Source organism: Acidiferrobacter thiooxydans, from assembly GCF_003333315.1.
Taxonomy (GTDB): Bacteria; Pseudomonadota; Gammaproteobacteria; order Acidiferrobacterales; family Acidiferrobacteraceae; genus Acidiferrobacter; species Acidiferrobacter thiooxydans.
The window spans coordinates 548,930-570,985 of sequence record NZ_PSYR01000001.1 but is presented as its reverse complement, the minus strand read 5'-3'; the positions used below and the strand labels follow the sequence as shown (position 1 = coordinate 570,985).

Below are 22,056 nucleotides of genomic sequence, written 5' to 3'. Positions count from 1 at the left end.
ACCTCGGGTGGATGGTGCTTTATCAGATAGATACACATATTTTAGTGTCGCGCATATATTTCGGGGTCACAACGCGTCCCGATCGGCTTCCTGACTGTCGCCGCGGCCTTCAGCCATGAAATCGGCGGAGAACCGGCCGAATTTGTCGAGCAGATGATTTAGTCGTCGGCGTGCCGGTCGGATACGGATCTCGTCGCCAATGCATTCGATCTCCAGATCCAGATCGACACGATCATAGGCTAGCTCAGCGGGGATGCGCACCGCTTGCGAGTTGCCGTTCTTGAAAATCTTTGTCGTCGTCATGAGAATCTCCTGTACATACATGTACATCCTGGCAGATTCTTCGTCGAAGTAAACACATGGATGTACGCTGAACTACTCCCACCAAGCCTAAACGGCTATGGCGTAAGTTTCGTTACGCAGTTACAGGCGGGGCGCTACGGCGCGTTTTGGTAGATAAGGCACATACATGGTCGCCGCGCCCCTTTTTAACTTCACCATTTGGCCACCGAGGCCCGAGCGCACCAGCAACGCTGTAGGAGGCGTCGCCTACTCCGCCCCTAGCGGCACCCCTTTATTTGTGTGAACGAAAAACCCCGGAAGGATCTAGCCTTTCCGGGGTTTGTTCACAGAATTTATGCTAGGTAAACTCTAAAATGGGATGTCGTCGTCGAAGTCCTCCCCGCCGCCCGGGGCCGGCGCCGACGACGGGGTCGATCGGCCACTCGGGCCGGATGCGGGCGAGTCGTAGGACAGGTCCGCGGGTGGCCCTTCGCCTCCGCCGGGACCGCCACGGCCACCCAGCATCTGCAGTTCGCTACCCACAATCTCGGTCGTGTAGCGGTCCTGCCCCGACTTGTCCTGCCACTTACGCGTCTGCAGGCGTCCCTCGACGTAGATCTGTGCCCCTTTCTTCAGGTACTCGCTCGCGATTTCCGCAAGCTTTCCGAAGAATACGACCCGGTGCCACTCGGTCCGCTCCTGCTTCTCGCCGGTCGCCTTGTCCTTCCATGACTCGGAGGTGGCGATATTCAGATTGGCCACCGCACCGCCGTTCGGCACGTAACGGATCTCCGGGTCCTTGCCGAGATTGCCTATCAGGATGACCTTGTTGATGCCGCGCGCCATAACGCCTCCCTCGGGATGGAAACGGGCCCTGAAGGGCCCGCCGGCAGGGCGCGAGACCGTCATGGCCCGCGACCCCGCCTGGATAAGGCCTTAGTTTATGTCACCCCCTCGGCCTTGGATAGAGAGGGGCCCTGGACAATTCGGACCGCCGAACCCCTAGGTCTATGGTGCGCCATCGGCGGACTCAACCAGCCCTTGGCGCACCGGCCTTGGCGGGACCAAGCCACGGACAGGGCGCACGTGGCCATCCGTTCGCTCTTTGCCTTTGCCTGGCCGTGCGCCGTATAGTACCCGATTTACTCCGGCCCGAAACAACCTATGGACCTCATTCGTTTGCGGGGCGTGCGCACGCACAACCTGAAAAACCTCGACCTGGATCTGCCGCGCGACCGTCTTATCGTCATTACCGGGCTGTCGGGCTCGGGCAAGTCCTCGCTCGCGTTCGACACCTTGTATGCCGAAGGGCAACGCCGCTACGTAGAGTCCCTGTCTGCCTACGCGCGGCAGTTCCTGTCGCTCATGGCCAAACCCGACGTCGACCTGATCGAAGGGCTGTCCCCCGCGATCTCCATCGAACAAAAGAGCACCTCGCACAATCCTCGCTCCACGGTCGGGACCGTTACCGAGATCTACGATTATCTGCGACTGCTCTACGCGCGCGTGGGTGAACCGCGCTGCCCGCGGCACGATGTCGCCCTGGACGCCAAGACCGTGACGCAAATGGTCGACGAGGCCCTGACCCTCCCCCCCGGGACCAAGGCCATGGTGCTGGCGCCGGTCATATCGGGACGCAAGGGCGAGGCCTTGAACAAGCTCGAGGAACTGAAGGCGCGCGGCTATGTCCGTGCGCGTATCGATGGACAGGTGGTCGAGCTTGGCGAGGCCCCGCCGCTTGCCAAGACCCAAAAACACACGGTCGAAGCGGTGGTCGACCGCCTGGTGCTGCGCCCTGGGCAGGAGTCGCGGCTCGCCGAGTCCTTCGAGAACGCCTTGTCGCTGTCGGAAGGTCTCGTGCGCCTCGTGACCCTGCCCGGCGATGGCGAGGTGGCGCAGGAATTGCTGTTCTCGGCGCGCTACGCCTGCCCCCATTGCGGCTTCAGTCTCGCGGAACTGGAGCCGCGGATCTTTTCTTTCAATAACCCCGCCGGCGCCTGTCCGAGCTGCGACGGTCTCGGCGTTCGCCAGTTCTTCGACCCCGAACGCCTCATACAAGACCCGACCTTGAGCCTGCCGGCGGGCGCAATACGCGGATGGGACCGCCGCAACCCATTCTATTTTCAGCTCCTGGAGTCGATCACCCGGTACTATGGCGTCGATATCGAGACCCCCTTCGAGGACCTCCCCAAAAAGGTCCGGCAGGTCATCCTGTATGGCAGTGGCGAGGAGTCGATCACCTTCAGCTATGTGGACCGCGGACGGCGGCATCGACGCAAACACCCGTTCGAGGGCGTGATCCCCAACATGGAACGCCGCTATCGCGACACGGAGTCGGCCAGCGTACGGGACGAACTCGCGCGCTTTATCGGCAACCAGGTCTGCGAGGTCTGCGCCGGCAGCCGGCTGCGCGAGGAGGCGCGCAACGTATTCATCGACGCGCGCGCCATCCATGAGGTCACGGGGCTATCCATTCACGAGGCCCATGGATTCTTTCAGCATCTGCTGCTCCCCGGCCAGCGCGGGGTGATCGCCGCCAAGATCATCCACGAGATCAGCGAGCGCCTCAAATTTCTCGTGAACGTGGGCCTCGATTACCTGACCCTCGCGCGTTCCGCGGAGACCCTGTCAGGCGGCGAGGCACAGCGCATCCGGCTGGCATCGCAGATCGGCGCGGGACTGGTCGGCGTCATGTACGTCCTGGACGAGCCGTCCATCGGCCTGCACCAACGTGATAATGGCCGCCTGCTCGCGACCCTGGAGACCCTGCGCGACATGGGCAACACCGTCATCGTCGTCGAACACGACGAGGAGGCGATCCTGGCCGCCGACCACGTCGTGGATGTCGGCCCCGGCGCCGGGGTTCACGGCGGGCGGATCGTGGCCCAAGGGACTCCCGCGCAGATCATGGAAAACCCCGATTCCCTGACCGGGAAATACCTAAAGGGTGTCGAGGAGATCCCGGTACCGCCGATGCGCCGCAGCGGGCAGGGCGAGATCGTGATCCGTGGGGCGCGCGGCAACAACCTGCGCGGCATCGACGTAGGCATCCCGGTCGCGGCCCTGACCTGCGTGACCGGGGTCTCCGGGTCGGGCAAATCCACACTCATCAACGATACACTGTATGCCGCCGCCGCCAACCATCTGAACAAAACGCGACTGGATGTCGCGGCGCACAGCAGCATCGATGGCCTGGAGGCCTTCGACAAGGTCGTCGACATCGATCAAAGCCCGATCGGGCGGACACCGCGCTCCAATCCGGCCACGTATACCGGCCTTTTTACCCCCCTGCGCGACCTCTTCGCCGCCACCGTCGAGGCCCGTGAGCGCGGATTCGGTCCAGGGCGGTTCTCATTCAATGTCCGTGGCGGACGCTGCGAGGCCTGCGAGGGCGATGGTCTCGTCAAAGTCGAGATGCACTTCCTGCCCGACATGTATGTGCCGTGCGATATCTGCAAGGGCATGCGCTACAACCGCGAGACACTCGAGATCCGCTACAAGGGCCGGACCATCCACGAGATCCTGCAGATGACCGTGGAGGAGGCCCTGACCTTCTTCGAGGCCGTCCCGGCGATACGCCGCAAGCTCGAGACCCTGACCGACGTGGGGCTCGCCTACCTCACTCTCGGGCAGTCGGCAACGACCCTGTCCGGCGGTGAGGCGCAACGCATCAAGCTTGCGCGCGAGCTCTCGAAACGTGACACCGGGCGGACGCTCTACATCCTCGACGAGCCGACCACGGGCCTCCATTTCCACGATATCCGCCAATTGATCGGCGTACTCCAGACATTGACGGACCGGGGCAACACCGTGGTCGTCATCGAGCACAATCTCGACGTCATAAAGACTGCGGATTACCTCGTGGACCTCGGCCCGGAAGGTGGTAGCGGCGGCGGCCGCGTGGTCGCCAGCGGCACGCCCGAGGCAGTGGCCGCCCACCTCTCGTCGCACACCGGGCGCTACCTGCGGCAGGTCCTCGAGCGCCATGGGCGCCCCTCCGCGGCCTCAGTCCAGGATCAACAGCGGGTCGGCAAGCTGTAGGCCCAGGATCGCGGCCGCCGAGCCCTCGCGGACGGCGATCTCGATCAAGCCGTTGGCGTTTTCGTAAAAAAACGGCTCCCCGGGCGCGCCCTCGGCAAAAAAACGTGCGCGCTTTAAGCGACGGCCTCCGGCCATGAGTGCGCGCAACCCCGGGCGCGCGCGCAGGCCGGTTACGGCATTCCCGTAGTGATCGATGAACAGCACGCGCGCCCAGTCGTCGGGCCAATCGGAAAACCGCGTCAAAGGCGCAGGACGGGCGCTCGGGCGGGCACCGCGCGCCAGGGCCGCGGCCGCCGGCGCGAACACATCGCGTCCATGAAAGGTAGGCGCGACTTTAGCCGGTATGGTCAGGGCCTCGCAGGACTCCACCCCGTCGCGCCGCGCCACCATCTCGAAAAGACCATTGTCGGGACCGACGTAGATGCGTCCACCGGCGCGCAAGACAATGGCATGGCGCGCACCACCCACCCCCGGATCGACGACCGCCATGATCACCGCGTCCGCCGGGACATCACGGCAATAGGCGTAGAGGAGGTAGGCGCTGGCCTGGATTGCGAAATTGGGCAGATCATGAAAGAGATCGATGACCGGAACCCCGGGCGCGCCTTCTGCAAGCCGCAGGCGCACCTGACCCACATAGGGATCGGCCGCCCCGAAATCGGTGAGCAACACAATCATCGCGTGAGTCTAGCACCGTTGGCCCAAGGCCCATCCCGAATGGGCGATCGGATCCTTACAACGTCAACACGCGCGGCGCGTCCACGCGCCGATCGGTGATGGTCGTCGGCAACTCCTGATGATAGGCCCGCGAAGGCAGGAGCCCGCAACCCCCGAACCGGGCCATGACCTTCAGTTGCGCCAGCACGTCCTCCCCGCAGTGGTCCGCTGGCAGATGGCGCCAGAAGGAAAACCCTCCGACCGCACGCAGGGCCGCGACATCATAGAGCACGCACCCCCCTATCCAGGCGACGCGATAACGCTGGTAACCGCTCACATTGCGCCCTACATGATAGAGATTGGCGGCATTATGGAGACGATGGCGGGCCCATGCCGGCGACTGCGGGGTCACCGTCTCGGGGACTACCGGCCCCTGCCAGAACTCGATCTCCTGCTCATGGGGGCGTTCGTCGTCCCGAAAACTGAGCCCGATAACGCCGTACCCCACGAAGCCGCAGCCCTCGGCCTTCAGGGTGGCAAGCAACGGGGGCAGGGCACCGGGCCCCAGAATCACATCATCGTCGAGGAACAGGGCCTGGGGCGCGCGCGCCTCTGCGAGCAGAAAGGCGCGCTGTTCCGCGAGACCGCGGCGCGGCAGATGGCGATGCCAGACAAGCCGGTGCCCCTGGGCCTCGAGGACCCGGGCCACGGCCTGCACCTCCGCGACCGATGCGGCCGGCACGTCGCCCTGATCGGATACCACCACGCGCAGCGGCACGCCTTGGCCAAGCAGGCTCGCGAGCGTCACGGCCAGCGCGGCCGGCCGGTTGTAAGTCGGTATCAGGACATCCACTAGCCGGCCTGCGCGTCTCTGCGAATACGCGCTATGAGGCCGCTCGTCGAGCTATTGTCGATATATTCGAGGAGTCGGACCCGACCGCCCAATTCCTCGACCAAGGCCACCTCCGGCAAGGTCTTGGCGACATAATCGCCGCCCTTCACGAACACATCCGGACGCACCATCTCTATGGGTCCGTGCGCGGTATCCCCGGCAAAGGCCAGGACATGATCCACGCAACCGAGCGCCGCCACCACGGCGATGCGATCGGCAAGCGGATTGAGCGGTCGCCCGGCCCCCTTCAGGCGCCGGACCGAATCATCGTCATTCAGGCCGACGATCAGGACATCGCCCAAGGCCTTCGCACGCTCCAGGTAGGTGATGTGGCCGCGATGCAGGATATCGAAACAGCCGTTGGTAAAGACGATGCGCCGCCCCGTCTGGCGCAGGCGCCCGGCCATCTCTCGGATCTGGGTGGGTGCGCGCAGAAACTTACCCTGGCCGGCGAGCTCGCGGCCCAACTCCTCCCGGCTGCAGGTCGCCGTGTCTTCGCGTGCCAGGATGACGTCGGCGGCGGCGGCCGCCAGGTCCATCGCCACGCACGTGTCGGCACCGGATGCGAGCGCGAGCGTAAGGGCGCTCACGAACGTATCGCCGGCCCCAGCGGCATGCGCGGCGGGCACGACACGGCCAGCGGTACGGTAGGGGCCGCCCGCCCCGAGCAGCAGGGCACCCTCGGCATCGAGGGTCACCACCACCGATCGCGCGCCGGTGGCGTCGAGGAGACGGTCCTCATAACGCGCGATGAAGGCAGGGCGGTCATCCGGCGGTACACCGCCTACCCCCAAAAGCCGCAGGGCCTCCGCGAAGTTGGGCTTCGCCACAAGCGGCGCGAGATGGCGATAGCGCCCGGGGTCCTTGGCATCGACGATCAATGCCAACCCCTGGCCCCGCAGACGCTTCAAGGCCTCGTGCACGACCGGGCCCATGAGACCCAGCCCGTAGTCAGACACGACCACGGCATCGCAGCCGGCCGCCGCGGCCGACAGCGCGGCGGCAAGCCGCGCGGCGAGCGTGGCGGCCACCGGTCCCACATCGCCCTCATCGAAACGCGCCACGAGCTGATCGTCACACCGCAGTCGCTGCTTGACCACGGTCCGCCGGTTGCCATCAGCGACGACGCCAGTACAGTCCACGCCCTGACCCTCGATAAGCGCGCGCAGCCGCTGGCCATGGTCATCCGCGCCGACCCATGATACGAGGCGCGCGTGGGCGCCCAGGGCCGCGATGTTGGCGGCGACATTGGCAGCCCCCCCAGGGGCCTCCAGGACGGTCTGCAGTCCTACCACCGGGACCGGCGCCTCGCGACAGATGCCGGTCGCGCGACCCTTCAGGTAGCGATCCAGGATCGCCTCCCCAAAGACCAGCACACGTCTTTTTCCGAAGGACTGCAGGACACCCATGAGCGTCTGGACGTCAACCATCGGCCACCTCCCGGAGGGTCTCGCCCCACAACCCCAGCGCTTGCGCCACCACCTCCTCGGGCGGGATCGCCAAGCACTCGAGATCGTAAGGGCATGTGAATCGGTAGCAGGGGGCACAGGCGGTCGGCCGGCGAAGGAGGCGCGCCGGGGCCCGGCGGGGACCCCATTGCGATTCGCGATCGGTGCCCGAATACAGGATGACCATGGGACAGTCAACCGCATCGGCCAGATGCATCGGCCCTGAATCATTGGCGATAAGCAACCGGGCGCGCGCGAGCAACGCCGCGAGCACCGCGATATCCGTCTGTCCGCACAAAGAAACCGCCCCCGAGGCGCTCGCCACCGCCGCGCCCCGGGCGATGTCCTTGGGGCCGCCCACCACGACGACCGTACGCCCCGCCTGGCGCAGGCCGGCGGCCACCGCCGCATAGCGCTCCACGGGATAGCGGCGCGCGCTACAGGTCGCGCCAGGGGCGATCACGACGAAATCCCCGCGTACGCCCCGCTCCTGCAACACTGTCTGCGCGCGGGCGTGCGCGGCCCGCGGCACCGAGATGCGCACGACGCTGACATCGGGCCCGACTACGGGGATGCCGACCTCACGCAGGATATGCAGGTTCCGATCCACCTGATGGGCGTCGTCGGCCGGCGGGCGTACCCAGTGCGTCAGCACCCCGCCGCCGAATTCGCGGGATTGACCGATGCGCACGGGGATGCCGGCCAGGTAGCAGGCATAGGCGGGTGGAAATGGGCTTTGCGAAAAACTTGTGAATATCAGCGCCGCATCGAACGACCGCCGGGCGAGTTCACGAACCAGCGCCTGTTCACGGCTCGGGTCGAAGGCCATGTCGCCATGGGCGTCCTGCCAGAGGGCGCGATGCACGAATACCTCGTCGATACCCGGCACCAGTCCGGCCACGGCCGCCCCGGCCGGCGAGGCCATGAGCGTCACCCGCGCCTCCGGCCATGCCCGTCGCACCATGCGCACTGCCGGCGATAACATCAGGATGTCCCCGATGTTATCGAGACGCACCACCAAGATCCGCGACACGCTTTTGAAGGCATCCATGCCCTGATCCCCTGCTGTCATCGGCGGCCATTACAGCGCTCGGCGTGGCGGCCGCCAATCGGCCGAAGGGACGGGCCGCACACCTGCCGAGGGCGCAATCGCGGGGGGCGGTCGGTCGCCCTGCGGCCCTCGACCGCACCCCTCCCACGCCACCCGGCAGGCAGGTCCGCAACAGGCGGCGCGAGCCATCGCGGTCATGAGGGCCTGGGCATGCCACGCTTGTCAAAGTCGGTCATGGTGAGCCCCGTCTGCTGTCGCCATGGCGGTTTGGCCACCCGTAGAAGAGTTTCGCGGCGTACGCTTATGCCCCTATGCGGCCGCGCCGAGCTTGGCCAGTTCCCGGTCTATCGGCCCCCCCAGCCGCGTGCTTGAGGGGCATCGCCCGCCCCCGGCGACACCGCTATTCATCCAGCGCTCGCCAGATCTTTGGTGTTTGCGCCCGCCCACAGTCAAGTGAGTGCGCCCTGCCGGGCGCACCAAAAAAACCGGCTGGCGCCATGCCAGCCGGTTGCCTGTTCGTACAACGCCCTTTCCCAGTATTAGGCGGCGGCCTCCGTCCCTTCGGCCTCGGTCTTCTCCGGCCGATCGACGAGCTGCACCACCGCCATAGGCGCGGTATCACCGGCCCGCAGACCCATCTTCAGTATGCGCAGATAGCCGCCCGCGCGATTTTGATACCGCACCCCGAGCTCATCGAACAGCTTCCCGACGATCTCGCGATCCCCCAAGCGCGCGAACGCCAGACGCCGGTTCGCGACCGTCGCGCTCTTGCCCAAAGTAATGAGCGGTTCCGCGATGCGCCGCAGCTCCTTGGCCTTTGGCAAGGTCGTCACGATCTGCTCGTGCCGAAACAACGACACCGCCATATTCTTGAACAGCGCCTTGCGATGCGCGCTCGTTACGTTGAACTTCCGTCCGCTATTGCCGTGCCGCATGGCTCAGTCCTCTCTCTTACCGGTCCAGACCCTCGCCCGGAACCTTGTTCCGAAGCGATGCCGGCGGCCAGTTCTCCAGCTTCATGTCCAGGGTGAGCTCGTGGGATGCCAGCACATCCTTGATCTCGGTCAGCGACTTCTTGCCGAGATTCGGGGTCTTCAAGAGCTCCATTTCACTCTTCTGGACCAGGTCGCCGATGTAAAAAATATTCTCCGCCTTGAGGCAGTTCGCCGATCGCACCGTGAGCTCCAGATCGTCGACCGGCCGCAGCAGAATGGGGTTCACGTCCGGCTCTTCCTCGATCCGGATCTCAGTCCCCTTGCTCTCCAGATCCACGAACACCGCCATCTGATCGCGCAAGATGTTCGCCGCGCGCCGTACTGCGGCCTCCGGATCGATGGCGCCGTTGGTCTCGATGTCGAGCACCAACTTATCGAGGTCGGTGCGCTGCTCGACGCGTGCGTTTTCCACGGTATAGGCCACACGCCGAATCGGGCTGAACGAGGCGTCGATCTGCATGCCGCCAAGCGGGCGCTCCTCATTCAGGGCACGTGCCGGGACCGGCTCATAGCCTCGCCCCGCTACCACCGTGAGCTCCATTTTCAACGTCACCGCCTTCGTGAGCGTCGCAATCACATGCGCCGGATTCACGATCTCCACGCTCTGGTCGGTGCGGACATCGGCCGCGGTCACGACACCCGGCCCGGTCTTGTCGATCGTCAGCCGCGCTTCGCCCCGCCCTTCCATACGCATGGCCAACCCCTTCAGATTCAGCAGGATATCGATGACGTCCTCCTGAACCCCCTCTATCGTCGAGTACTCGTGCAACACGCCTTCGATGCGCGCCTCGGTTACCGCGCAACCCGGCATGGACGACAGCAAGATGCGCCGCAGCGCACTCCCCAGGGTATGGCCAAAGCCGCGCTCCAGCGGCTCCAAGGTAATCCGCGCGTGCGTCGGACCGAGCGTCTGCACCCCAACATTGCGAGGTTTAAGAAATTCCGCTGCCGAACTCTGCATATACTATCCCTCCGGCGACTTACTTCGAGTACAAGGCGATGACGAGCTGCTCGTTGATCTCGCCGGGCATTTCGCGACGCTCTGGCACGGCCTTGAAGGTCCCCTTCATGGCCTTGCTATCGACCTCCAGCCATTCCGGAAACCCGCGCTGCTCGGCGGCCTCGAGTGCGGCCTTCACGCGCAATTGCTCCTTGGCACTGGAGCTCACTTCGATCACATCCTGCGCCGAGAGCTGATAGGCCGGAATATTGACGCGCTTACCGTTCACAAGGATGCCGTTATGCCGTACGAGCTGACGGGCCTCGGAACGCGACGCCCCAAACCCCATCCTGTGCACCACGTTGTCCAGCCGGCACTCGAGGAGCTTCAGCAGGTTCTCGCCGGTATTACCACGGCGCCGATCCGCCTCGGAATAATAATTGGCGAACTGCGCCTCGAGCACCCCGTAGATACGGCGGAGCTTCTGCTTCTCGCGCAGCTGCGCACCGTAATCCGAAAGCCGGCTGCGCCGCTGGCCATGCTGCCCCGGCGGATAGGTCCGCTTGGATACGGGGCATTTGTCGGTAAAACACTTCTCCCCTTTCAGAAAGAGCTTGCCGCCCTCGCGCCGACATTTCCGGCATTTTGCATCCGCGTTCTCACGGGCCATTCTTCTCTCTCCGTCAACTAGACGCGCCGGCGCTTGGCCGGCCGACAACCGTTATGGGGAATCGGCGTCACATCGATAATGTTGCTGATCTCGAAACCCGCCGAATGCAAGGCCCGCACCGCGGAGTCACGCCCCGGCCCCGGTCCCTTCACGCGAATCTCGAGCGCCTTCACGCCAAACTCCTGCGCCGCGCGCCCGGCCTTGTCCGATGCCACCTGCGCGGCAAACGGCGTACTCTTGCGCGATCCCCGGAAACCCGCGCCACCCGCGGTCGCCCACGACAACACGTTCCCCTGCCGATCGGTGATCGTGATGACCGTGTTGTTGAAAGACGCCTGGATATGAGCCACGCCCTCGGCAACATTCTTCTTGACGCGCTTCTTGACCTTGCCTGCTGCGGGTGAGTTAGTCGCCATACCTGTCCTTTAAGATCACTTCCGAATGCCCTTGCGCGGGCCCTTGCGCGTGCGCGCGTTGGTCTTGGTACGCTGTCCGCGCACCGGCAGCCCGCGCCTGTGGCGCATGCCGCGGTAACTGCCGATATCCATGAGGCGCTTGATGTTCATGGACACGGTCCGCCGTAAATCGCCCTCGACCACGAGCTTGCCGACCTCGGCACGGATCTTCTCCACCTCGGCGTCCGTCAGATCCTTGACCTTGGCGTTCAGCGCCACGCCCGCGGCATCACAGATCTGCCGGGAACGCTGCCGCCCTATGCCATAGATCGACGTAAGTCCGATCTCGACATGCTTGTGGTTCGGAATATTGATGCCTGCGATACGGGCCATCGTACTGTTCTCTCCTAAACGCGCCCTTCACAAGGGAAAAGCGCGCAAGCCTAGCCTAGAAACCCCGGAATATCAAGTCTAGCCTTGGCGCTGCTTATGGCGCGCGTCGCTACACACGATCCGGACAACCCCTTTACGCCGCACGATCTTGCAATTACGGCACAGCTTCTTCACCGATGCCCTGACTTTCATGGTTCCCTCTACTTAGGTAGCCCGCTCACTCCGCCCGTGAGGTTCGCCTTTTTCAACAAACTCTCGTATTGATGCGACATCAGATGCGCCTGCACCTGTGCCATGAAATCCATGCTCACCACCACGATGATGAGCAGCGACGTGCCTCCGAAATAAAACGGCACGTTCCACTTCAAGATCAAAAACTCCGGCAGCAAGGACACCAGGGTAATATAGATCCCCCCCGACAACGTCAGCCGTGACATGACGTCATCGATATAACGCCGCGTCTGCTCACCCGGCCGGATGCCGGGAATGAACGCCCCCGACTTCTTCAGGTTATCCGCGGTATCCTTCGGGTCCATGATCATCGCGGTGTAAAAGAACGAAAAAAACATCACCGCGACCGTAAATACGATCAGATATACCGGTTGGCCCGGGGCCAGCGCCGCCGCCACCGTATGCAGCCATCCCATGCCCTTGGCCTGCCCAAACCAGTTCGCCGCCATGGTCGGAAACAGGATCATGCTCGATGCGAAAATCGGCGGGATCACGCCCGCGGTATTCACCTTGAGCGGCAGATGCGTCGTCTGACCCCCGAAAATCTTGCGCCCTTGCTGGCGCTTGGCGTACGTCACCGTCACCCGCCGCTGTCCACGCTCGACGAACACCACAAAGGCCGTCACCGCGAGCGCCACCACAAACAAGAGCAACACGAACAACGGCTGAAAGGAGCCGTTGCTGGCAAGCTCCAGAGTGCTGCCGATGGCCTGCGGCAGACCCGCCACGATGCCGGCAAAGATGATCATCGAGATCCCGTTGCCAATGCCGCGCTCGGTGATCTGCTCCCCAAGCCACATCAGGAACATGGTACCGGCCACGAGCGTGATCATCGTAAAGAGCTCGAAACCGATCCCCGGGGCCATCACCACCGGCACGCCACCCGCGGTCTGGTGCTCCAGGGCAATCGAGATCCCAAGCCCTTGAAACGCCGCCAACAGCACCGTCCCGTAGCGGGTGTACTGGGTCAGCTTGCGCCTCCCCGCCTCCCCGCCATCCTTGCGCAGCTCATCGAGCTTCGGGATCACCGGCGTCAGGATCTGGATGACGATCGACGCCGAGATGTACGGCATGATACCGAGCGCGAATACCGACAATCGCTGCAGCGCGCCGCCCGAGAACATGTTGAACATCCCGATGATGGAACCGCTCGCGCGCTGGAAAAGCGCTGCGAGCGCCACGGCGTTGATCCCCGGCACCGGTATGTGCGTCCCGACACGAAACACCACCAAGGCGCCCAGCAAAAATAGCAAGCGCTGCTTTAGGTCGCTCAAGCGCCCGAGCATTCCGGGCGTCAGCGCCCCCTGGCGTTTCGCGTCCCTTGCGGCCATCAGTCCTCGACTCGGCCGCCTGCCGCTTCGATGGCGGCGCGCACGCCCTTGGTTACGGCGATCCCCTTCAGCACCAATGCCTTATCGATCGTGCCCGACAGGAATACGCGCGCCCGCAATGCCGTCGCCGCCACTACGTTCGCGGCCTTCAACCCCGCGAGATCCACTGTCCCGTCGAATCCATGCAACTCCCCCAGCCGCACCGCGGCCGTGTCGGCGGCCTTCGCCGAGCGGAACCCAAATTTCGGCAGGCGCCGCTGCAAGGGCATCTGTCCGCCCTCGAACCCGACCTTATGGTAGCCGCCGGCGCGCGCCCGCTGGCCCTTATGCCCGCGGCCGCAGGTCTTGCCGAGACCGGAACCGCCACCCCGTCCCACGCGCCGCGGCGCCGTCCGATGCGGATCGGGTTTAATGGTATTCAGGCGCATCAGGCCACCTCCTCACACTTCACCATATAGGCAACCTTGCGCACCATGCCCCGGGTCGCCGCACTGTCTTCGACCAGCACGCTATGATGCAAGCGCCGCAAGCCAAGCCCGCGCACACACGCCTGGTGGCGGGCACCGGTCCCGAACATGCTGCGCACCAGAGTGACCTTCATCTGCTTTTTTGCCATGGCCGCTCCTAACCGCCCGTGATCTCTTCGACGGTCTTGCCGCGCTTGGCGGCAATCTCCGCCGGATTACTCACATCCAGCAAGGCCTTCAAGGTCGCCCGCACCACATTGATCGGATTGGTGGAGCCCAGAGCCTTGGCCAACACGTTGCGCACCCCCGCGACCTCAAACAAGGCGCGCATTGCGCCACCGGCGATGATCCCGGTACCCTCGGAGGCCGGCCTCATGACCACGCGCGAGGCCCCGTGATTGGCGGTGACGCCGTAATGCAGCGTGCCGTTCTTCAGGTGCACACGCACCATGTTGCGCCGCGCATCATCCATTGCCTTCTGCACAGCCACCGGCACCTCGCGGGCCTTACCCTGCCCTATGCCCACGCGTCCATCACCATCACCGACCACCGTCAACGCGGCAAACCCGAACTGCCGGCCACCCTTGACGACCTTGGCCACGCGATTGATGCTGATGAGCTTTTCCTGGAGGTTATCGCTATAACCGTCCGACTCCGTCCCGCCTGCCGCCACAATGCCTCCTTAAAACTCCAGCCCGCCTTCACGCGCCGCGTCCGCCAGGGCCTGTATACGCCCGTGATAGCGGAACCCGGACCGGTCGAACGCCACCTTCACCACCCCCGCCGCCTTCGCCTTTTCGGCGATACGCCGGCCGACGAGCCGTGCGGCATCCACGTTCCCACCGGTCTTCAGGTCCTTGCGCACCTCGACCTCGACCGTGGACGCACTGGCCAGCACCCGGCTATCCGGCCCTATGATCTGCGCATACATATGCCGGGGCGTACGGTGCACGCACAATCTCTGCACACCCAGCGCCGCGATCCGCCTACGACCCCGGAACGCCCGCCGCTTGCGTGTTGCTACTTTGTCTTTCATAGGGTCGCCTTACTTCTTCTTCGCTTCTTTCTTCACCACCACCTCGTCGCTATAGCGCACGCCCTTACCCTTGTAGGGCTCCGGCGGCCTATAGCCACGCACCTCGGCGGCAACCTGGCCCACGCGCTGCTTGTCGGCCCCCTTGATCACGATCTCCGTCTGGCTCGGGGTCTCGATGGTGATACCCGCCGGGATGTCATACACGACCGGATGCGAAAATCCCAATGTCAGGTTGAGCTTGTGACCCTGCACCGCCGCGCGATAACCTACGCCGACAATCGTAAGGCGGCGCTCGAATCCCTTGGTCACGCCCGTCACCATGTTCTGCACGAGCGCCCGCGTGGTACCCGACAGGGCATTGGCCAAAGTCGAGTCGTCAGTGGCCACGATGCGCAGCACATTCCCGTCCTGCTCGATGTCCACCAGCTCATGGACACGGTGCGCCAGCTCGCCCTTCGGCCCCTTGATCGTGACATCCGCGCCGTTGCGGCTCAATGCCACGCCCGACGGCAGACTCACTGGATTTTTCGCAACTCGCGACATGCTCGCTCCTTAAACCACCACGCACACGATCTCGCCGCCGAGCCCGGCGCTACGAGCCGCGCGATCCGTCATCATGCCCTTCGAGGTCGACACCACGGCGATTCCCAGGCCCCCATCAACGGTGGGCAGGGCGTCGTGTGACCGGTACACGCGCCTACCGCCCCGACTTACGCGATCGATGCGCGCAATCACCGGACGCCCGGCATAATACTTGAGCTCGATCTCGAGCTCGGGCTTCGCGCCCTCGATGACCCGGAAGTCGTTTACGTACCCTTCCTCTTTCAGGATCTTTGCCAAGGCGAGCTTCGGTTTGGACGCCATCATCCGCACACTGACCTTCTCGGCACGTTGCGCATTGCGAATGCGGGTCAGCATATCTGCTATGGGATCGTTCATCATGGCCTTATACCTACCAGCTTGCCTTCACCACGCCCGGGATCTCCCCGCGCATCATCATCTCGCGCAGCTTGTTGCGCCCGAGCCCGAACTTCCGATAATAGCCCCGCGAACGCCCCGTCATGTAACAGCGGTTGCGCACGCGCACCGGACAGGCGTTTCGGGGCTGCTTCGCGAGCGCCGCCAACGCCTGCTGGCGCTCTTCCTCAGACAGGCGCATGTTGACCGACGCCGCCTTCAGTTCCGCGCGCCGCTGCGCATACTTCGCCACCACCGCCATGCGCTGCCGGTTACGCAATATCTTCGACTTCTTCGCCATGCCCGCCCCTTAAACGCGAATCGGCAACCGGAAGGCCGTCAGCAGGGCTCGCGCCTCGTCATCGGTCTTGGCCGTTGTCGTTATGGTAATGTCCATCCCGCGGATCGCGTCGATCTTGTCGTATTCGATCTCGGGAAAGATGATCTGCTCCTTGATGCCGAGCGAGTAATTCCCCTGGCCATCAAACGATCGGCCCGGTAGGCCTCGGAAATCGCGCACACGCGGCAGCGCCACGCTGATCAGCCGGTCCAGGAAATCGTACATGCGCGTGCGCCGCAGCGTCACCTTGCAGCCGATCGGCCAATCCTCGCGCACTTTGAATGCCGCCACCGATTTGCGCGCGCGCGTCACGATCGGCTTCTGCCCGCCGATGGCCTGCATGTCCGCCACCGCGTTCTCGATCACCTTCTTGTCCGCCAGCGCCTCGCCCACGCCCATATTGAGCGTCACCTTGACTACGCGCGGCACCTGCATCGGATTCTTGTATCCGAAGCGCGCCATGAGTTCGGGCCGAATGGTGTTTTCGTACAGATCCTGAAGCCTGCTCGTCATCGCCTTCCCCTACGCATCCACGACTTCGCCGCTGCGCTTGAAGACGCGCACTTTGCGACCGTCATCCAAGGTCCGAAACCCGACGCGCTCACCCTTGCCGGTTGCCTTGTTGAACAACGCCACGTTGGCCCCCGACAGCGGCGCCTCGCGCTCGATGATGCCGCCGGTCACGTTCTTGTTGGGGTTCGGGCGTACGTGCCGCTTGACCCGATTCACGTTCTCCACCAACACCCGGCCATCGGCGAAGACCTTGAGCACATTACCGCGCTTGCCCTTGTCCTTGCCGACGCGCACCAATACTTCATCGCCTTTCCGGATCTTCTGCATGACGCACCTATATCACTTCGGGGGCGAGCGATATGATCTTCATGAACTGCTCATTGCGCAGCTCGCGAGTCACGGGCCCAAAGATGCGCGTGCCGATCGGCTGATGCTGGGGGTTCAAAAGCACCGCCGCATTGCTGTCGAACCGCACCACTGAACCATCGGCCCGCCGTACGCCCACCTTGGTACGCACGATCACGGCGTCGTAGACATCGCCCTTCTTCACGCGCCCGCGCGGGACCGCTTCCTTTATGCTGATCTTGATGATGTCGCCGATGCCCGCATAACGGCGCTTCGAGCCGCCCAGGACCTTTATGCACTGCACCTTCTTGGCGCCACTATTGTCCGCGACGGACAGCACGCTTTGCATCTGAATCATGGTGTTCCTTCCGTTAGGCGCGCACTGCGTAGCCCGCCATCATAACATCGATTTACCCGGTCCCAAAGACCCTATACAACAGCCGGACGGTCCAACACCCGCACGAGCCGCCAGGTCTTGGTCTTCGAAAGCGGACGGCACTGCTCCACCAAGACCAGATCGCCTTCCTGGCCCTCATTATTCTCATCATGCGCATGCAACTTGGTGCTCCGGCGCACGAACTTCCCATATACCGGGTGTGGCGTCCGCCGCTCGATCAGCACCGTGATCGTCTTGTCCATCTTGCTGCTCGTCACCCGGCCGGTCGCCGTACGCGCGGGCTTCTCCACTGTCGTTTCCGTCATGGCCTATCGGCTCCCCGCCTGCTGCATAACCGTCAACATCCGCGCGATATCCCGGCGCACCTTCGCGATCTCGCTCACGTTACGAATCTGCCCGGTGGCGCTTTGCATACGCAACGCAAACTGTCTTTCCCGCAACGCCTCGAGCTCCTTGCGCTGCTCCTCGACCGACGCCGCCCGCATCTCTTTCAGGTCCATAACCGCCCCTCTTTAGGCCACTTGCCGCGCCACGAACGCGGTCTGCATCGGCAACTTCGCGGCCGCCAAACGAAACGCATCGCGCGCCACGGCCTCACTCACCCCTTCCATCTCATAGAGCACCTTGCCGGGCTGGATCAGCGCCACCCAGTACTCCGGGTTACCTTTTCCTTTACCCATGCGCACCTCGAGCGGCTTCTTCGAGATCGGCTTGTCGGGAAACACGCGGATCCAGACCCGGCCGCCGCGTTTGATGGAGCGTGTCAACGCCCGCCGCGCGGCCTCGATCTGACGCGATGTCAGTCGCCCGCGCCCCATGGCCTTCAGTCCAAACTCGCCGAAACTCACCTTGTTGCCGCGCGAAGCGAGCCCGCGGTTGCGGCCCTTGTGTTGCTTACGAAACTTCGTTCTCTTTGGCTGCAGCATGCGTTCACCGGAATCAGGCCGTGGCCTTCTTCCCCTCCGTCTCCGCGTCCGCGGCGTTCATCTGCCCGTAGATCTCGCCCTTGAAGATCCACACCTTGATGCCGATTACGCCATACGTCGTATGCGCCTCGGCCACCCCGTAATCGATATCCGCACGCAGCGTATGAAGAGGCACGCGCCCCTCGCGATACCATTCGGTACGCGCGATCTCGGCACCGTTCAGACGCCCGGCACACATGATCTTCACGCCCAATGCCCCAAGCCGCATGGCGTTGGTCACCGAACGCTTCATGGCGCGGCGGAACATGATGCGCTTTTCGAGCTGCTGCGCGATATTTTCCGCGACCAGCGCGGCGTCGAGCTCAGGCTTACGGATCTCCTCGACGTTCAACTGCACGGGCACGCCCGCCAGCTTCGCGAGCTCCTGGCGCATGCGTTCGATATCCTCGCCCTTCTTGCCGATCACGATCCCCGGCCGCGCCGTGCGGATGGTGATGGTCACGCTCTGCGCTGGACGCTGAATGATGATTGAGCTCACCGCGGCATGCGAAAGCTTGGCCTTCAACCACGCGCGCAGCTCCACGTCGGCGCGGATATTGGCGGCGTACGCCCCACGATGCGCGTACCACTTCGCCGTCCAATCCTTGACGATCCCAAGCCGCATCCCGATCGGATTGATCTTTTGCCCCATCTCAATTCCCCCCGCTCGCTGCGACCGTGACGCTGATGTGGCTGGTGCGCTTCAATATCCGCGCCCCGCGGCCCTTCGCGCGGGCATGAAAACGCTTCATGGACGAGGCCCCGTTGATCTGGATCTCCGAGATCTTGAGTTCGTCGACGTCCGCACCCTCGTTGTTCTCGGCATTGGCAATCGCCGACTCCAGCACCTTTTTCACGATGCGCGCCGCCTTCTTTGGACTGAACGCTAACACCTCGAGCGCCCGCCCCACCGGCAGGCCACGCACGAGGTCCGCCACCAATCGCCCCTTCTGCGGCGACACATGCACGTTCTTCAACACTGCCTTGGTCGCCATCATCAGCCTCCGGATGCCTTCTTGTCCGCGGTATGGCCCTTGAAGGTGCGCGTGGCCGCGAACTCGCCTAGCTTATGCCCGACCATGTTGTCCGAGATCAGCACCGGGACGTGCTGGCGCCCGTTATGCACGGCGATCGTAAGCCCGATGAAATCCGGCATGATCGTCGAGCGGCGTGACCAGGTCTTGATCGGCTTCTTGTTCCCGGTCCTCTGCGCCTCACCGACTTTCCTGGCCAGATGGTCGTCGAGAAACGGTCCCTTCTTAATCGAACGTGGCACGGTGCGCCCTCACACTTTTCAGTTACTTCTGGTACCGACGACGCACGATCATGCCGTCGGTCCGCTTGTTGACTCGTGTCCTATAACCCTTGGTCGGCGTGCCCCACGGGCTTACCGGGTGGCGCCCGCCGGACGTCCGCCCCTCGCCGCCACCATGCGGATGGTCGACCGGGTTCATGGCCACGCCGCGCACGGTCGGCCGGATACCGCGCCACCGCGACGCCCCGGCCTTGCCGAGCTTGCGCAACGAATGCTCGCCGTTGCCAACCTCGCCGATCGTTGCGCGGCACTCCACATGGACCTTGCGCACCTCGCCGGACCGCAGTCGCAGCTGGGCGTAATCCCCTTCGCGCGCCACATACTGCAGCGACGCCCCGGCCGAGCGCCCGATCTGCGCGCCGCGCCCGACCTTGAGCTCCACGCAATGCACGGTCGTGCCCACCGGGATGTTCCGCAACGGCAGGCAGTTGCCCGCCCGTATCGGCGCATCGCTGCCCGACAGGATCTCCTGACCGATCTCCAGGCCCTTGGCGGCGATCACATAGCGCCGTTCACCGTCGGCATATAACATGAGCGCGATGTGCGCGCTGCGGTTCGGGTCGTACTCCAGGCGCTCGACGCGCGCCGCGATCCCGTCCTTGTCGCGCCGGAAATCGATGAGCCGGTAATGCCGCTTGTGGGCCCCGCCCCGGTGACGCACGGATACCCGCCCGTTGTTGTTGCGGCCATCGATCTTGGCCTTCTTCTCCACGAGCCCGGCATACGGCGCGCCCTTATGGAGATCCGGGTGGACTACCTTGACGAGGCCGCGGCGTCCCGCGGACGTGGGTCTTACCTTGACGACTGGCATACTTCCCCCTATTGCCCCGTCCCAAACTGGATATCAAAACCGGGCTTCAAGGCCACATAGGCCTTTTTCACGTCCGATCGCCGCCCGGGGTTCTTGCCACCCTTGGCCTTACCCTTCAAGACCGTCACCCGTACATCGGCGACCTCGACCTTGAAAAACTTCTCGACGGCCGCCTTCACCGAGGCCTTGGTGGCATCCTTGCGCACGCGAAACACAAACTGCCGATGCTTCTCGGCAAGTCGCGTCGCCTTCTCCGAGACGTGCGGCGCAAGCAAAACTCCATAAATATCGGCCGTCATGCCAGCATCTCCTCAAGCTTCCTCACGGCCCCGACGGTCATGAGCACCTTGTCGTGCGCAATCAACGACACCGGATCCACCCGGTCGCTCGGCCGCACGGCGACGCGGTACAGGTTGCGTGCCGCCAGCGCCAGGCCGTCATCGGCGCTCTCGGCGATGATCAGCACGTCCGGCGAACGTCCGTTGATGCCAAACCCCGCGAGGCGCGCCAGGAGTTCCTTGGTCTTGGGACCGGTGTGCATCTCGTCGACGGTGATCAGCCGATCCTGACGGATCAATTCCGACATGATCGAGCGCAGCGCCGCGCGCCGCATCTTCTTGTTGACCTTCTGGCTGAAATCCTGGGTCGCTGCCGGGAAGGTCTTGCCGCCGCCGCGCCATATCGGACTGCGGATATTGCCCGCGCGCGCACGCCCGCCGCCTTTCTGCGACCAGGGCTTGCGCGTGCTGCCGCTCACCGCCGAACGGTTCTTTTGCGCGCGCGTACCCGCGCGCCCGCCGGCCTGATAGGCGACGACGATCTGATGCACGAGATGCTCCTTGAAGGGCACCGCGAAGGCATCGTCCGAAACCTCCATTTCCTCGGTACCGCCGGAGGCCTTCACTACCGTCATCTTCATGATTGCTTGGCCTCCGCCTTACCGGCCTTCACCGCCGGCCGCACCACCACATCCGAGCCCGCCGATCCCGGGACCGCGCCGCGAATCAGCAGCATGTTGCGCTCGGCATCCACCCGCACCACCACGAGATTTTGCTGTGTACGGGTCTTGGCCCCCAGGTGGCCTGCCATCTTCTTGCCGGGAAACACCCGCCCCGGGGTCTGGCGCTGACCGATGGAGCCGGGCGCGCGGTGCGATAGCGAGTTACCATGCGATGCCCGCCCGCCGCCGAAGTGATGGCGCTTTATGACTCCCGCGAAACCCTTACCGATGGTCGTGCCCTGCACGTCCACCTTTTGGCCTTCGGCAAAGATATCGACGCGCACCTCCGCGCCCACCTCCAGACCCTGGCCTTCGTCCGCCCCCAGGCGAAACTCCCACAGGCTTGCCGCCGGCTCGATCTTCGCTTTCGCGAAATGCCCGGCCTGCGCCTTGGTAACCCGCGAGGGTCGGCGCGTACCGGCGGCTATCTGCACCGCGCGGTAGCCGTCGGTCGCGACGTCCTTGATCTGCGCCACATGGTTGCGCTCGACGGCCACCACCGTCACCGGCGCCACCGTGCCGTCGGCGGCAAACACGCGGCTCATGCCAATCTTCTTGCCCACTATTCCGAGTGCCATGACCGC

The 22,056-nt window shown here is 64.1% G+C and carries 34 protein-coding genes; 1 reads left to right on the top strand and 33 read right to left on the bottom strand.

The annotated features are described in order from the left end of the window. Positions 1-66: 66 nt before the first annotated feature. On the bottom strand, positions 67-303 hold the full coding sequence (gene vapB / locus C4900_RS02925) for a type II toxin-antitoxin system VapB family antitoxin (RefSeq protein ID WP_065971584.1): 237 nt from the start codon (positions 301-303) through the stop codon (positions 67-69). A gap of 348 nt (positions 304-651) precedes the next feature. Continuing rightward, positions 652-1,128, bottom strand: coding sequence for a single-stranded DNA-binding protein (gene ssb / locus C4900_RS02920; protein ID WP_065972101.1), 477 nt, complete (start codon positions 1,126-1,128; stop codon positions 652-654). A 318-nt stretch (positions 1,129-1,446) separates the two neighbouring features. Between ssb and uvrA the strand changes: the two genes are divergently transcribed. Further along, entirely contained in the window at positions 1,447-4,323 is a 2,877-nt protein-coding gene (gene uvrA, locus C4900_RS02915) for an excinuclease ABC subunit UvrA (protein WP_114282275.1), read from the top strand. On the opposite strand, the gene C4900_RS02910 is transcribed toward uvrA, so the two are convergent. The 31 genes from C4900_RS02910 to rplC form a co-directional block, all read right to left on the bottom strand. Next, positions 4,288-5,001: an SAM hydrolase/SAM-dependent halogenase family protein gene (locus C4900_RS02910; protein WP_065972103.1), complete on the bottom strand. Its 714-nt coding sequence runs from the start codon at positions 4,999-5,001 to the stop codon at positions 4,288-4,290. The genes uvrA and C4900_RS02910 overlap by 36 nt on opposite strands. Before the next feature lie 55 nt (positions 5,002-5,056). Further along, the gene (locus tag C4900_RS02905) at positions 5,057-5,833 is read right to left on the bottom strand and encodes a glycosyltransferase family 2 protein (RefSeq protein WP_065972104.1); all 777 of its coding nucleotides are present in this window, start codon (positions 5,831-5,833) and stop codon (positions 5,057-5,059) included. Continuing rightward, entirely contained in the window at positions 5,833-7,302 is a 1,470-nt protein-coding gene (gene rfaE2 / locus C4900_RS02900; protein ID WP_065972105.1) for a D-glycero-beta-D-manno-heptose 1-phosphate adenylyltransferase, read from the bottom strand. Before rfaE2 ends, C4900_RS02905 begins: the two co-directional genes overlap by 1 nt. Then, positions 7,295-8,371 carry a glycosyltransferase family 9 protein gene (locus C4900_RS02895; RefSeq protein ID WP_083996288.1) on the bottom strand — a complete coding sequence of 359 codons (1,077 nt, stop codon included), beginning with the start codon at positions 8,369-8,371 and terminating at the stop codon, positions 7,295-7,297. Before C4900_RS02895 ends, rfaE2 begins: the two co-directional genes overlap by 8 nt. A 539-nt stretch (positions 8,372-8,910) precedes the next feature. Further along, entirely contained in the window at positions 8,911-9,306 is a 396-nt protein-coding gene (rplQ, locus tag C4900_RS02890) for a 50S ribosomal protein L17 (RefSeq protein ID WP_065972106.1), read from the bottom strand. Between the two features lie 16 nt (positions 9,307-9,322). After that, positions 9,323-10,327, bottom strand: a complete 1,005-nt coding sequence (locus C4900_RS02885; RefSeq protein ID WP_065972107.1) for a DNA-directed RNA polymerase subunit alpha — start codon at positions 10,325-10,327, stop codon at positions 9,323-9,325. Between the two features lie 19 nt (positions 10,328-10,346). Beyond that, on the bottom strand, positions 10,347-10,976 hold the full coding sequence (gene rpsD / locus C4900_RS02880) for a 30S ribosomal protein S4 (RefSeq protein ID WP_065972108.1): 630 nt from the start codon (positions 10,974-10,976) through the stop codon (positions 10,347-10,349). Between the two features lie 17 nt (positions 10,977-10,993). Continuing rightward, positions 10,994-11,392, bottom strand: a complete 399-nt coding sequence (gene rpsK, locus C4900_RS02875) for a 30S ribosomal protein S11 (RefSeq protein ID WP_065972109.1) — start codon at positions 11,390-11,392, stop codon at positions 10,994-10,996. A 15-nt stretch (positions 11,393-11,407) separates the two neighbouring features. Beyond that, positions 11,408-11,764, bottom strand: coding sequence for a 30S ribosomal protein S13 (gene rpsM / locus C4900_RS02870; RefSeq protein ID WP_065972110.1), 357 nt, complete (start codon positions 11,762-11,764; stop codon positions 11,408-11,410). A gap of 78 nt (positions 11,765-11,842) precedes the next feature. Beyond that, positions 11,843-11,956 carry a 50S ribosomal protein L36 gene (gene rpmJ / locus C4900_RS02865; protein ID WP_083996289.1) on the bottom strand — a complete coding sequence of 38 codons (114 nt, stop codon included), beginning with the start codon at positions 11,954-11,956 and terminating at the stop codon, positions 11,843-11,845. 8 nt (positions 11,957-11,964) lie between these two features. Continuing rightward, a complete protein-coding gene (secY, locus tag C4900_RS02860) occupies positions 11,965-13,326 on the bottom strand; it encodes a preprotein translocase subunit SecY (RefSeq protein WP_065972111.1) in 1,362 nt (453 codons plus the stop codon). Next, entirely contained in the window at positions 13,326-13,754 is a 429-nt protein-coding gene (rplO, locus tag C4900_RS02855) for a 50S ribosomal protein L15 (protein ID WP_065972112.1), read from the bottom strand. Before rplO ends, secY begins: the two co-directional genes overlap by 1 nt. Continuing rightward, positions 13,754-13,942 (bottom strand): 50S ribosomal protein L30, encoded by a 189-nt coding sequence (gene rpmD, locus C4900_RS02850; protein WP_065972113.1) that lies wholly within the window; start codon positions 13,940-13,942, stop codon positions 13,754-13,756. Before rpmD ends, rplO begins: the two co-directional genes overlap by 1 nt. 8 nt (positions 13,943-13,950) lie before the next feature. Continuing rightward, a complete protein-coding gene (rpsE, locus tag C4900_RS02845) occupies positions 13,951-14,466 on the bottom strand; it encodes a 30S ribosomal protein S5 (protein ID WP_065972114.1) in 516 nt (171 codons plus the stop codon). A 9-nt stretch (positions 14,467-14,475) separates the two neighbouring features. Next, positions 14,476-14,829 carry a 50S ribosomal protein L18 gene (gene rplR, locus C4900_RS02840; RefSeq protein ID WP_065972115.1) on the bottom strand — a complete coding sequence of 118 codons (354 nt, stop codon included), beginning with the start codon at positions 14,827-14,829 and terminating at the stop codon, positions 14,476-14,478. Between the two features lie 9 nt (positions 14,830-14,838). After that, positions 14,839-15,372, bottom strand: a complete 534-nt coding sequence (gene rplF, locus C4900_RS02835) for a 50S ribosomal protein L6 (protein ID WP_065972116.1) — start codon at positions 15,370-15,372, stop codon at positions 14,839-14,841. 9 nt (positions 15,373-15,381) lie between these two features. Next, positions 15,382-15,771, bottom strand: coding sequence for a 30S ribosomal protein S8 (rpsH, locus tag C4900_RS02830; protein WP_065972117.1), 390 nt, complete (start codon positions 15,769-15,771; stop codon positions 15,382-15,384). Between the two features lie 10 nt (positions 15,772-15,781). Continuing rightward, complete coding sequence (gene rpsN / locus C4900_RS02825) at positions 15,782-16,087, bottom strand: 30S ribosomal protein S14 (RefSeq protein ID WP_065972118.1); 306 nt, start codon at positions 16,085-16,087, stop codon at positions 15,782-15,784. Positions 16,088-16,096: 9 nt separating this feature from the next. Beyond that, the gene (gene rplE / locus C4900_RS02820) at positions 16,097-16,639 is read right to left on the bottom strand and encodes a 50S ribosomal protein L5 (protein ID WP_065972119.1); all 543 of its coding nucleotides are present in this window, start codon (positions 16,637-16,639) and stop codon (positions 16,097-16,099) included. A gap of 9 nt (positions 16,640-16,648) precedes the next feature. Beyond that, on the bottom strand, positions 16,649-16,966 hold the full coding sequence (rplX, locus tag C4900_RS02815; protein WP_065972120.1) for a 50S ribosomal protein L24: 318 nt from the start codon (positions 16,964-16,966) through the stop codon (positions 16,649-16,651). Between the two features lie 7 nt (positions 16,967-16,973). Continuing rightward, on the bottom strand, positions 16,974-17,342 hold the full coding sequence (gene rplN, locus C4900_RS02810) for a 50S ribosomal protein L14 (protein WP_065972121.1): 369 nt from the start codon (positions 17,340-17,342) through the stop codon (positions 16,974-16,976). Positions 17,343-17,413: 71 nt separating this feature from the next. After that, positions 17,414-17,686: a 30S ribosomal protein S17 gene (gene rpsQ, locus C4900_RS02805; protein WP_065972122.1), complete on the bottom strand. Its 273-nt coding sequence runs from the start codon at positions 17,684-17,686 to the stop codon at positions 17,414-17,416. A 3-nt stretch (positions 17,687-17,689) separates the two neighbouring features. Beyond that, on the bottom strand, positions 17,690-17,881 hold the full coding sequence (rpmC, locus tag C4900_RS02800) for a 50S ribosomal protein L29 (RefSeq protein WP_065972123.1): 192 nt from the start codon (positions 17,879-17,881) through the stop codon (positions 17,690-17,692). Between the two features lie 12 nt (positions 17,882-17,893). Further along, entirely contained in the window at positions 17,894-18,307 is a 414-nt protein-coding gene (rplP, locus tag C4900_RS02795) for a 50S ribosomal protein L16 (protein WP_065972124.1), read from the bottom strand. A gap of 13 nt (positions 18,308-18,320) precedes the next feature. Next, positions 18,321-18,998 (bottom strand): 30S ribosomal protein S3, encoded by a 678-nt coding sequence (gene rpsC / locus C4900_RS02790; RefSeq protein WP_065972125.1) that lies wholly within the window; start codon positions 18,996-18,998, stop codon positions 18,321-18,323. Between the two features lies 1 nt (position 18,999). After that, positions 19,000-19,341: a 50S ribosomal protein L22 gene (gene rplV, locus C4900_RS02785; RefSeq protein WP_065972126.1), complete on the bottom strand. Its 342-nt coding sequence runs from the start codon at positions 19,339-19,341 to the stop codon at positions 19,000-19,002. A 2-nt stretch (positions 19,342-19,343) separates the two neighbouring features. Next, complete coding sequence (rpsS, locus tag C4900_RS02780; protein WP_065972127.1) at positions 19,344-19,622, bottom strand: 30S ribosomal protein S19; 279 nt, start codon at positions 19,620-19,622, stop codon at positions 19,344-19,346. A gap of 22 nt (positions 19,623-19,644) precedes the next feature. Continuing rightward, positions 19,645-20,472: a 50S ribosomal protein L2 gene (gene rplB / locus C4900_RS02775; RefSeq protein WP_114282274.1), complete on the bottom strand. Its 828-nt coding sequence runs from the start codon at positions 20,470-20,472 to the stop codon at positions 19,645-19,647. Positions 20,473-20,480: 8 nt separating this feature from the next. Next, entirely contained in the window at positions 20,481-20,771 is a 291-nt protein-coding gene (gene rplW, locus C4900_RS02770) for a 50S ribosomal protein L23 (RefSeq protein ID WP_065972129.1), read from the bottom strand. Then, on the bottom strand, positions 20,768-21,391 hold the full coding sequence (gene rplD, locus C4900_RS02765; protein ID WP_065972130.1) for a 50S ribosomal protein L4: 624 nt from the start codon (positions 21,389-21,391) through the stop codon (positions 20,768-20,770). Before rplD ends, rplW begins: the two co-directional genes overlap by 4 nt. Continuing rightward, on the bottom strand, positions 21,388-22,050 hold the full coding sequence (gene rplC / locus C4900_RS02760; RefSeq protein ID WP_065972131.1) for a 50S ribosomal protein L3: 663 nt from the start codon (positions 22,048-22,050) through the stop codon (positions 21,388-21,390). Before rplC ends, rplD begins: the two co-directional genes overlap by 4 nt. Positions 22,051-22,056: the final 6 nt, after the last annotated feature.

Bases quoted from the DNA above. Each gene is read 5' to 3' on its own strand.
- rplC (WP_065972131.1), bottom strand. From the start codon at position 22,050: ATGGCACTCGGAATAGTGGGCAAGAAGATTGGCATGAGCCGCGTGTTT.
- secY (WP_065972111.1), bottom strand. From the start codon at position 13,326: ATGGCCGCAAGGGACGCGAAACGCCAGGGGGCGCTGACGCCCGGAATG.
- rpmD (WP_065972113.1), bottom strand. From the start codon at position 13,942: ATGGCAAAAAAGCAGATGAAGGTCACTCTGGTGCGCAGCATGTTCGGG.
- C4900_RS02885 (WP_065972107.1), bottom strand. From the start codon at position 10,327: ATGCAGAGTTCGGCAGCGGAATTTCTTAAACCTCGCAATGTTGGGGTG.
- uvrA (WP_114282275.1), top strand. From the start codon at position 1,447: ATGGACCTCATTCGTTTGCGGGGCGTGCGCACGCACAACCTGAAAAAC.
- rpsC (WP_065972125.1), bottom strand. From the start codon at position 18,998: ATGGGGCAAAAGATCAATCCGATCGGGATGCGGCTTGGGATCGTCAAG.
- rpmJ (WP_083996289.1), bottom strand. From the start codon at position 11,956: ATGAAAGTCAGGGCATCGGTGAAGAAGCTGTGCCGTAATTGCAAGATC.
- rpsQ (WP_065972122.1), bottom strand. From the start codon at position 17,686: ATGACGGAAACGACAGTGGAGAAGCCCGCGCGTACGGCGACCGGCCGG.
- rplD (WP_065972130.1), bottom strand. From the start codon at position 21,391: ATGAAGATGACGGTAGTGAAGGCCTCCGGCGGTACCGAGGAAATGGAG.
- rplR (WP_065972115.1), bottom strand. From the start codon at position 14,829: ATGAAAGACAAAGTAGCAACACGCAAGCGGCGGGCGTTCCGGGGTCGT.
- rplF (WP_065972116.1), bottom strand. From the start codon at position 15,372: ATGTCGCGAGTTGCGAAAAATCCAGTGAGTCTGCCGTCGGGCGTGGCA.
- rpsH (WP_065972117.1), bottom strand. From the start codon at position 15,771: ATGATGAACGATCCCATAGCAGATATGCTGACCCGCATTCGCAATGCG.
- rplQ (WP_065972106.1), bottom strand. From the start codon at position 9,306: ATGCGGCACGGCAATAGCGGACGGAAGTTCAACGTAACGAGCGCGCAT.
- C4900_RS02895 (WP_083996288.1), bottom strand. From the start codon at position 8,371: ATGGATGCCTTCAAAAGCGTGTCGCGGATCTTGGTGGTGCGTCTCGAT.
- rplW (WP_065972129.1), bottom strand. From the start codon at position 20,771: ATGACGGCCGATATTTATGGAGTTTTGCTTGCGCCGCACGTCTCGGAG.
- rpsK (WP_065972109.1), bottom strand. From the start codon at position 11,392: ATGGCGACTAACTCACCCGCAGCAGGCAAGGTCAAGAAGCGCGTCAAG.
- rplO (WP_065972112.1), bottom strand. From the start codon at position 13,754: ATGCGCCTGAATACCATTAAACCCGATCCGCATCGGACGGCGCCGCGG.
- C4900_RS02910 (WP_065972103.1), bottom strand. From the start codon at position 5,001: ATGATTGTGTTGCTCACCGATTTCGGGGCGGCCGATCCCTATGTGGGT.
- vapB (WP_065971584.1), bottom strand. From the start codon at position 303: ATGACGACGACAAAGATTTTCAAGAACGGCAACTCGCAAGCGGTGCGC.
- rplE (WP_065972119.1), bottom strand. From the start codon at position 16,639: ATGACGAGCAGGCTTCAGGATCTGTACGAAAACACCATTCGGCCCGAA.
- rpsD (WP_065972108.1), bottom strand. From the start codon at position 10,976: ATGGCCCGTGAGAACGCGGATGCAAAATGCCGGAAATGTCGGCGCGAG.
- rplB (WP_114282274.1), bottom strand. From the start codon at position 20,472: ATGCCAGTCGTCAAGGTAAGACCCACGTCCGCGGGACGCCGCGGCCTC.
- rpsN (WP_065972118.1), bottom strand. From the start codon at position 16,087: ATGGCGAAGAAGTCGAAGATATTGCGTAACCGGCAGCGCATGGCGGTG.
- rfaE2 (WP_065972105.1), bottom strand. From the start codon at position 7,302: ATGGTTGACGTCCAGACGCTCATGGGTGTCCTGCAGTCCTTCGGAAAA.
- rplP (WP_065972124.1), bottom strand. From the start codon at position 18,307: ATGCTGCAGCCAAAGAGAACGAAGTTTCGTAAGCAACACAAGGGCCGC.
- rplX (WP_065972120.1), bottom strand. From the start codon at position 16,966: ATGCAGAAGATCCGGAAAGGCGATGAAGTATTGGTGCGCGTCGGCAAG.
- rpmC (WP_065972123.1), bottom strand. From the start codon at position 17,881: ATGGACCTGAAAGAGATGCGGGCGGCGTCGGTCGAGGAGCAGCGCAAG.
- rplV (WP_065972126.1), bottom strand. From the start codon at position 19,341: ATGGCGACCAAGGCAGTGTTGAAGAACGTGCATGTGTCGCCGCAGAAG.
- rpsM (WP_065972110.1), bottom strand. From the start codon at position 11,764: ATGGCCCGTATCGCAGGCATCAATATTCCGAACCACAAGCATGTCGAG.
- rplN (WP_065972121.1), bottom strand. From the start codon at position 17,342: ATGATTCAGATGCAAAGCGTGCTGTCCGTCGCGGACAATAGTGGCGCC.
- ssb (WP_065972101.1), bottom strand. From the start codon at position 1,128: ATGGCGCGCGGCATCAACAAGGTCATCCTGATAGGCAATCTCGGCAAG.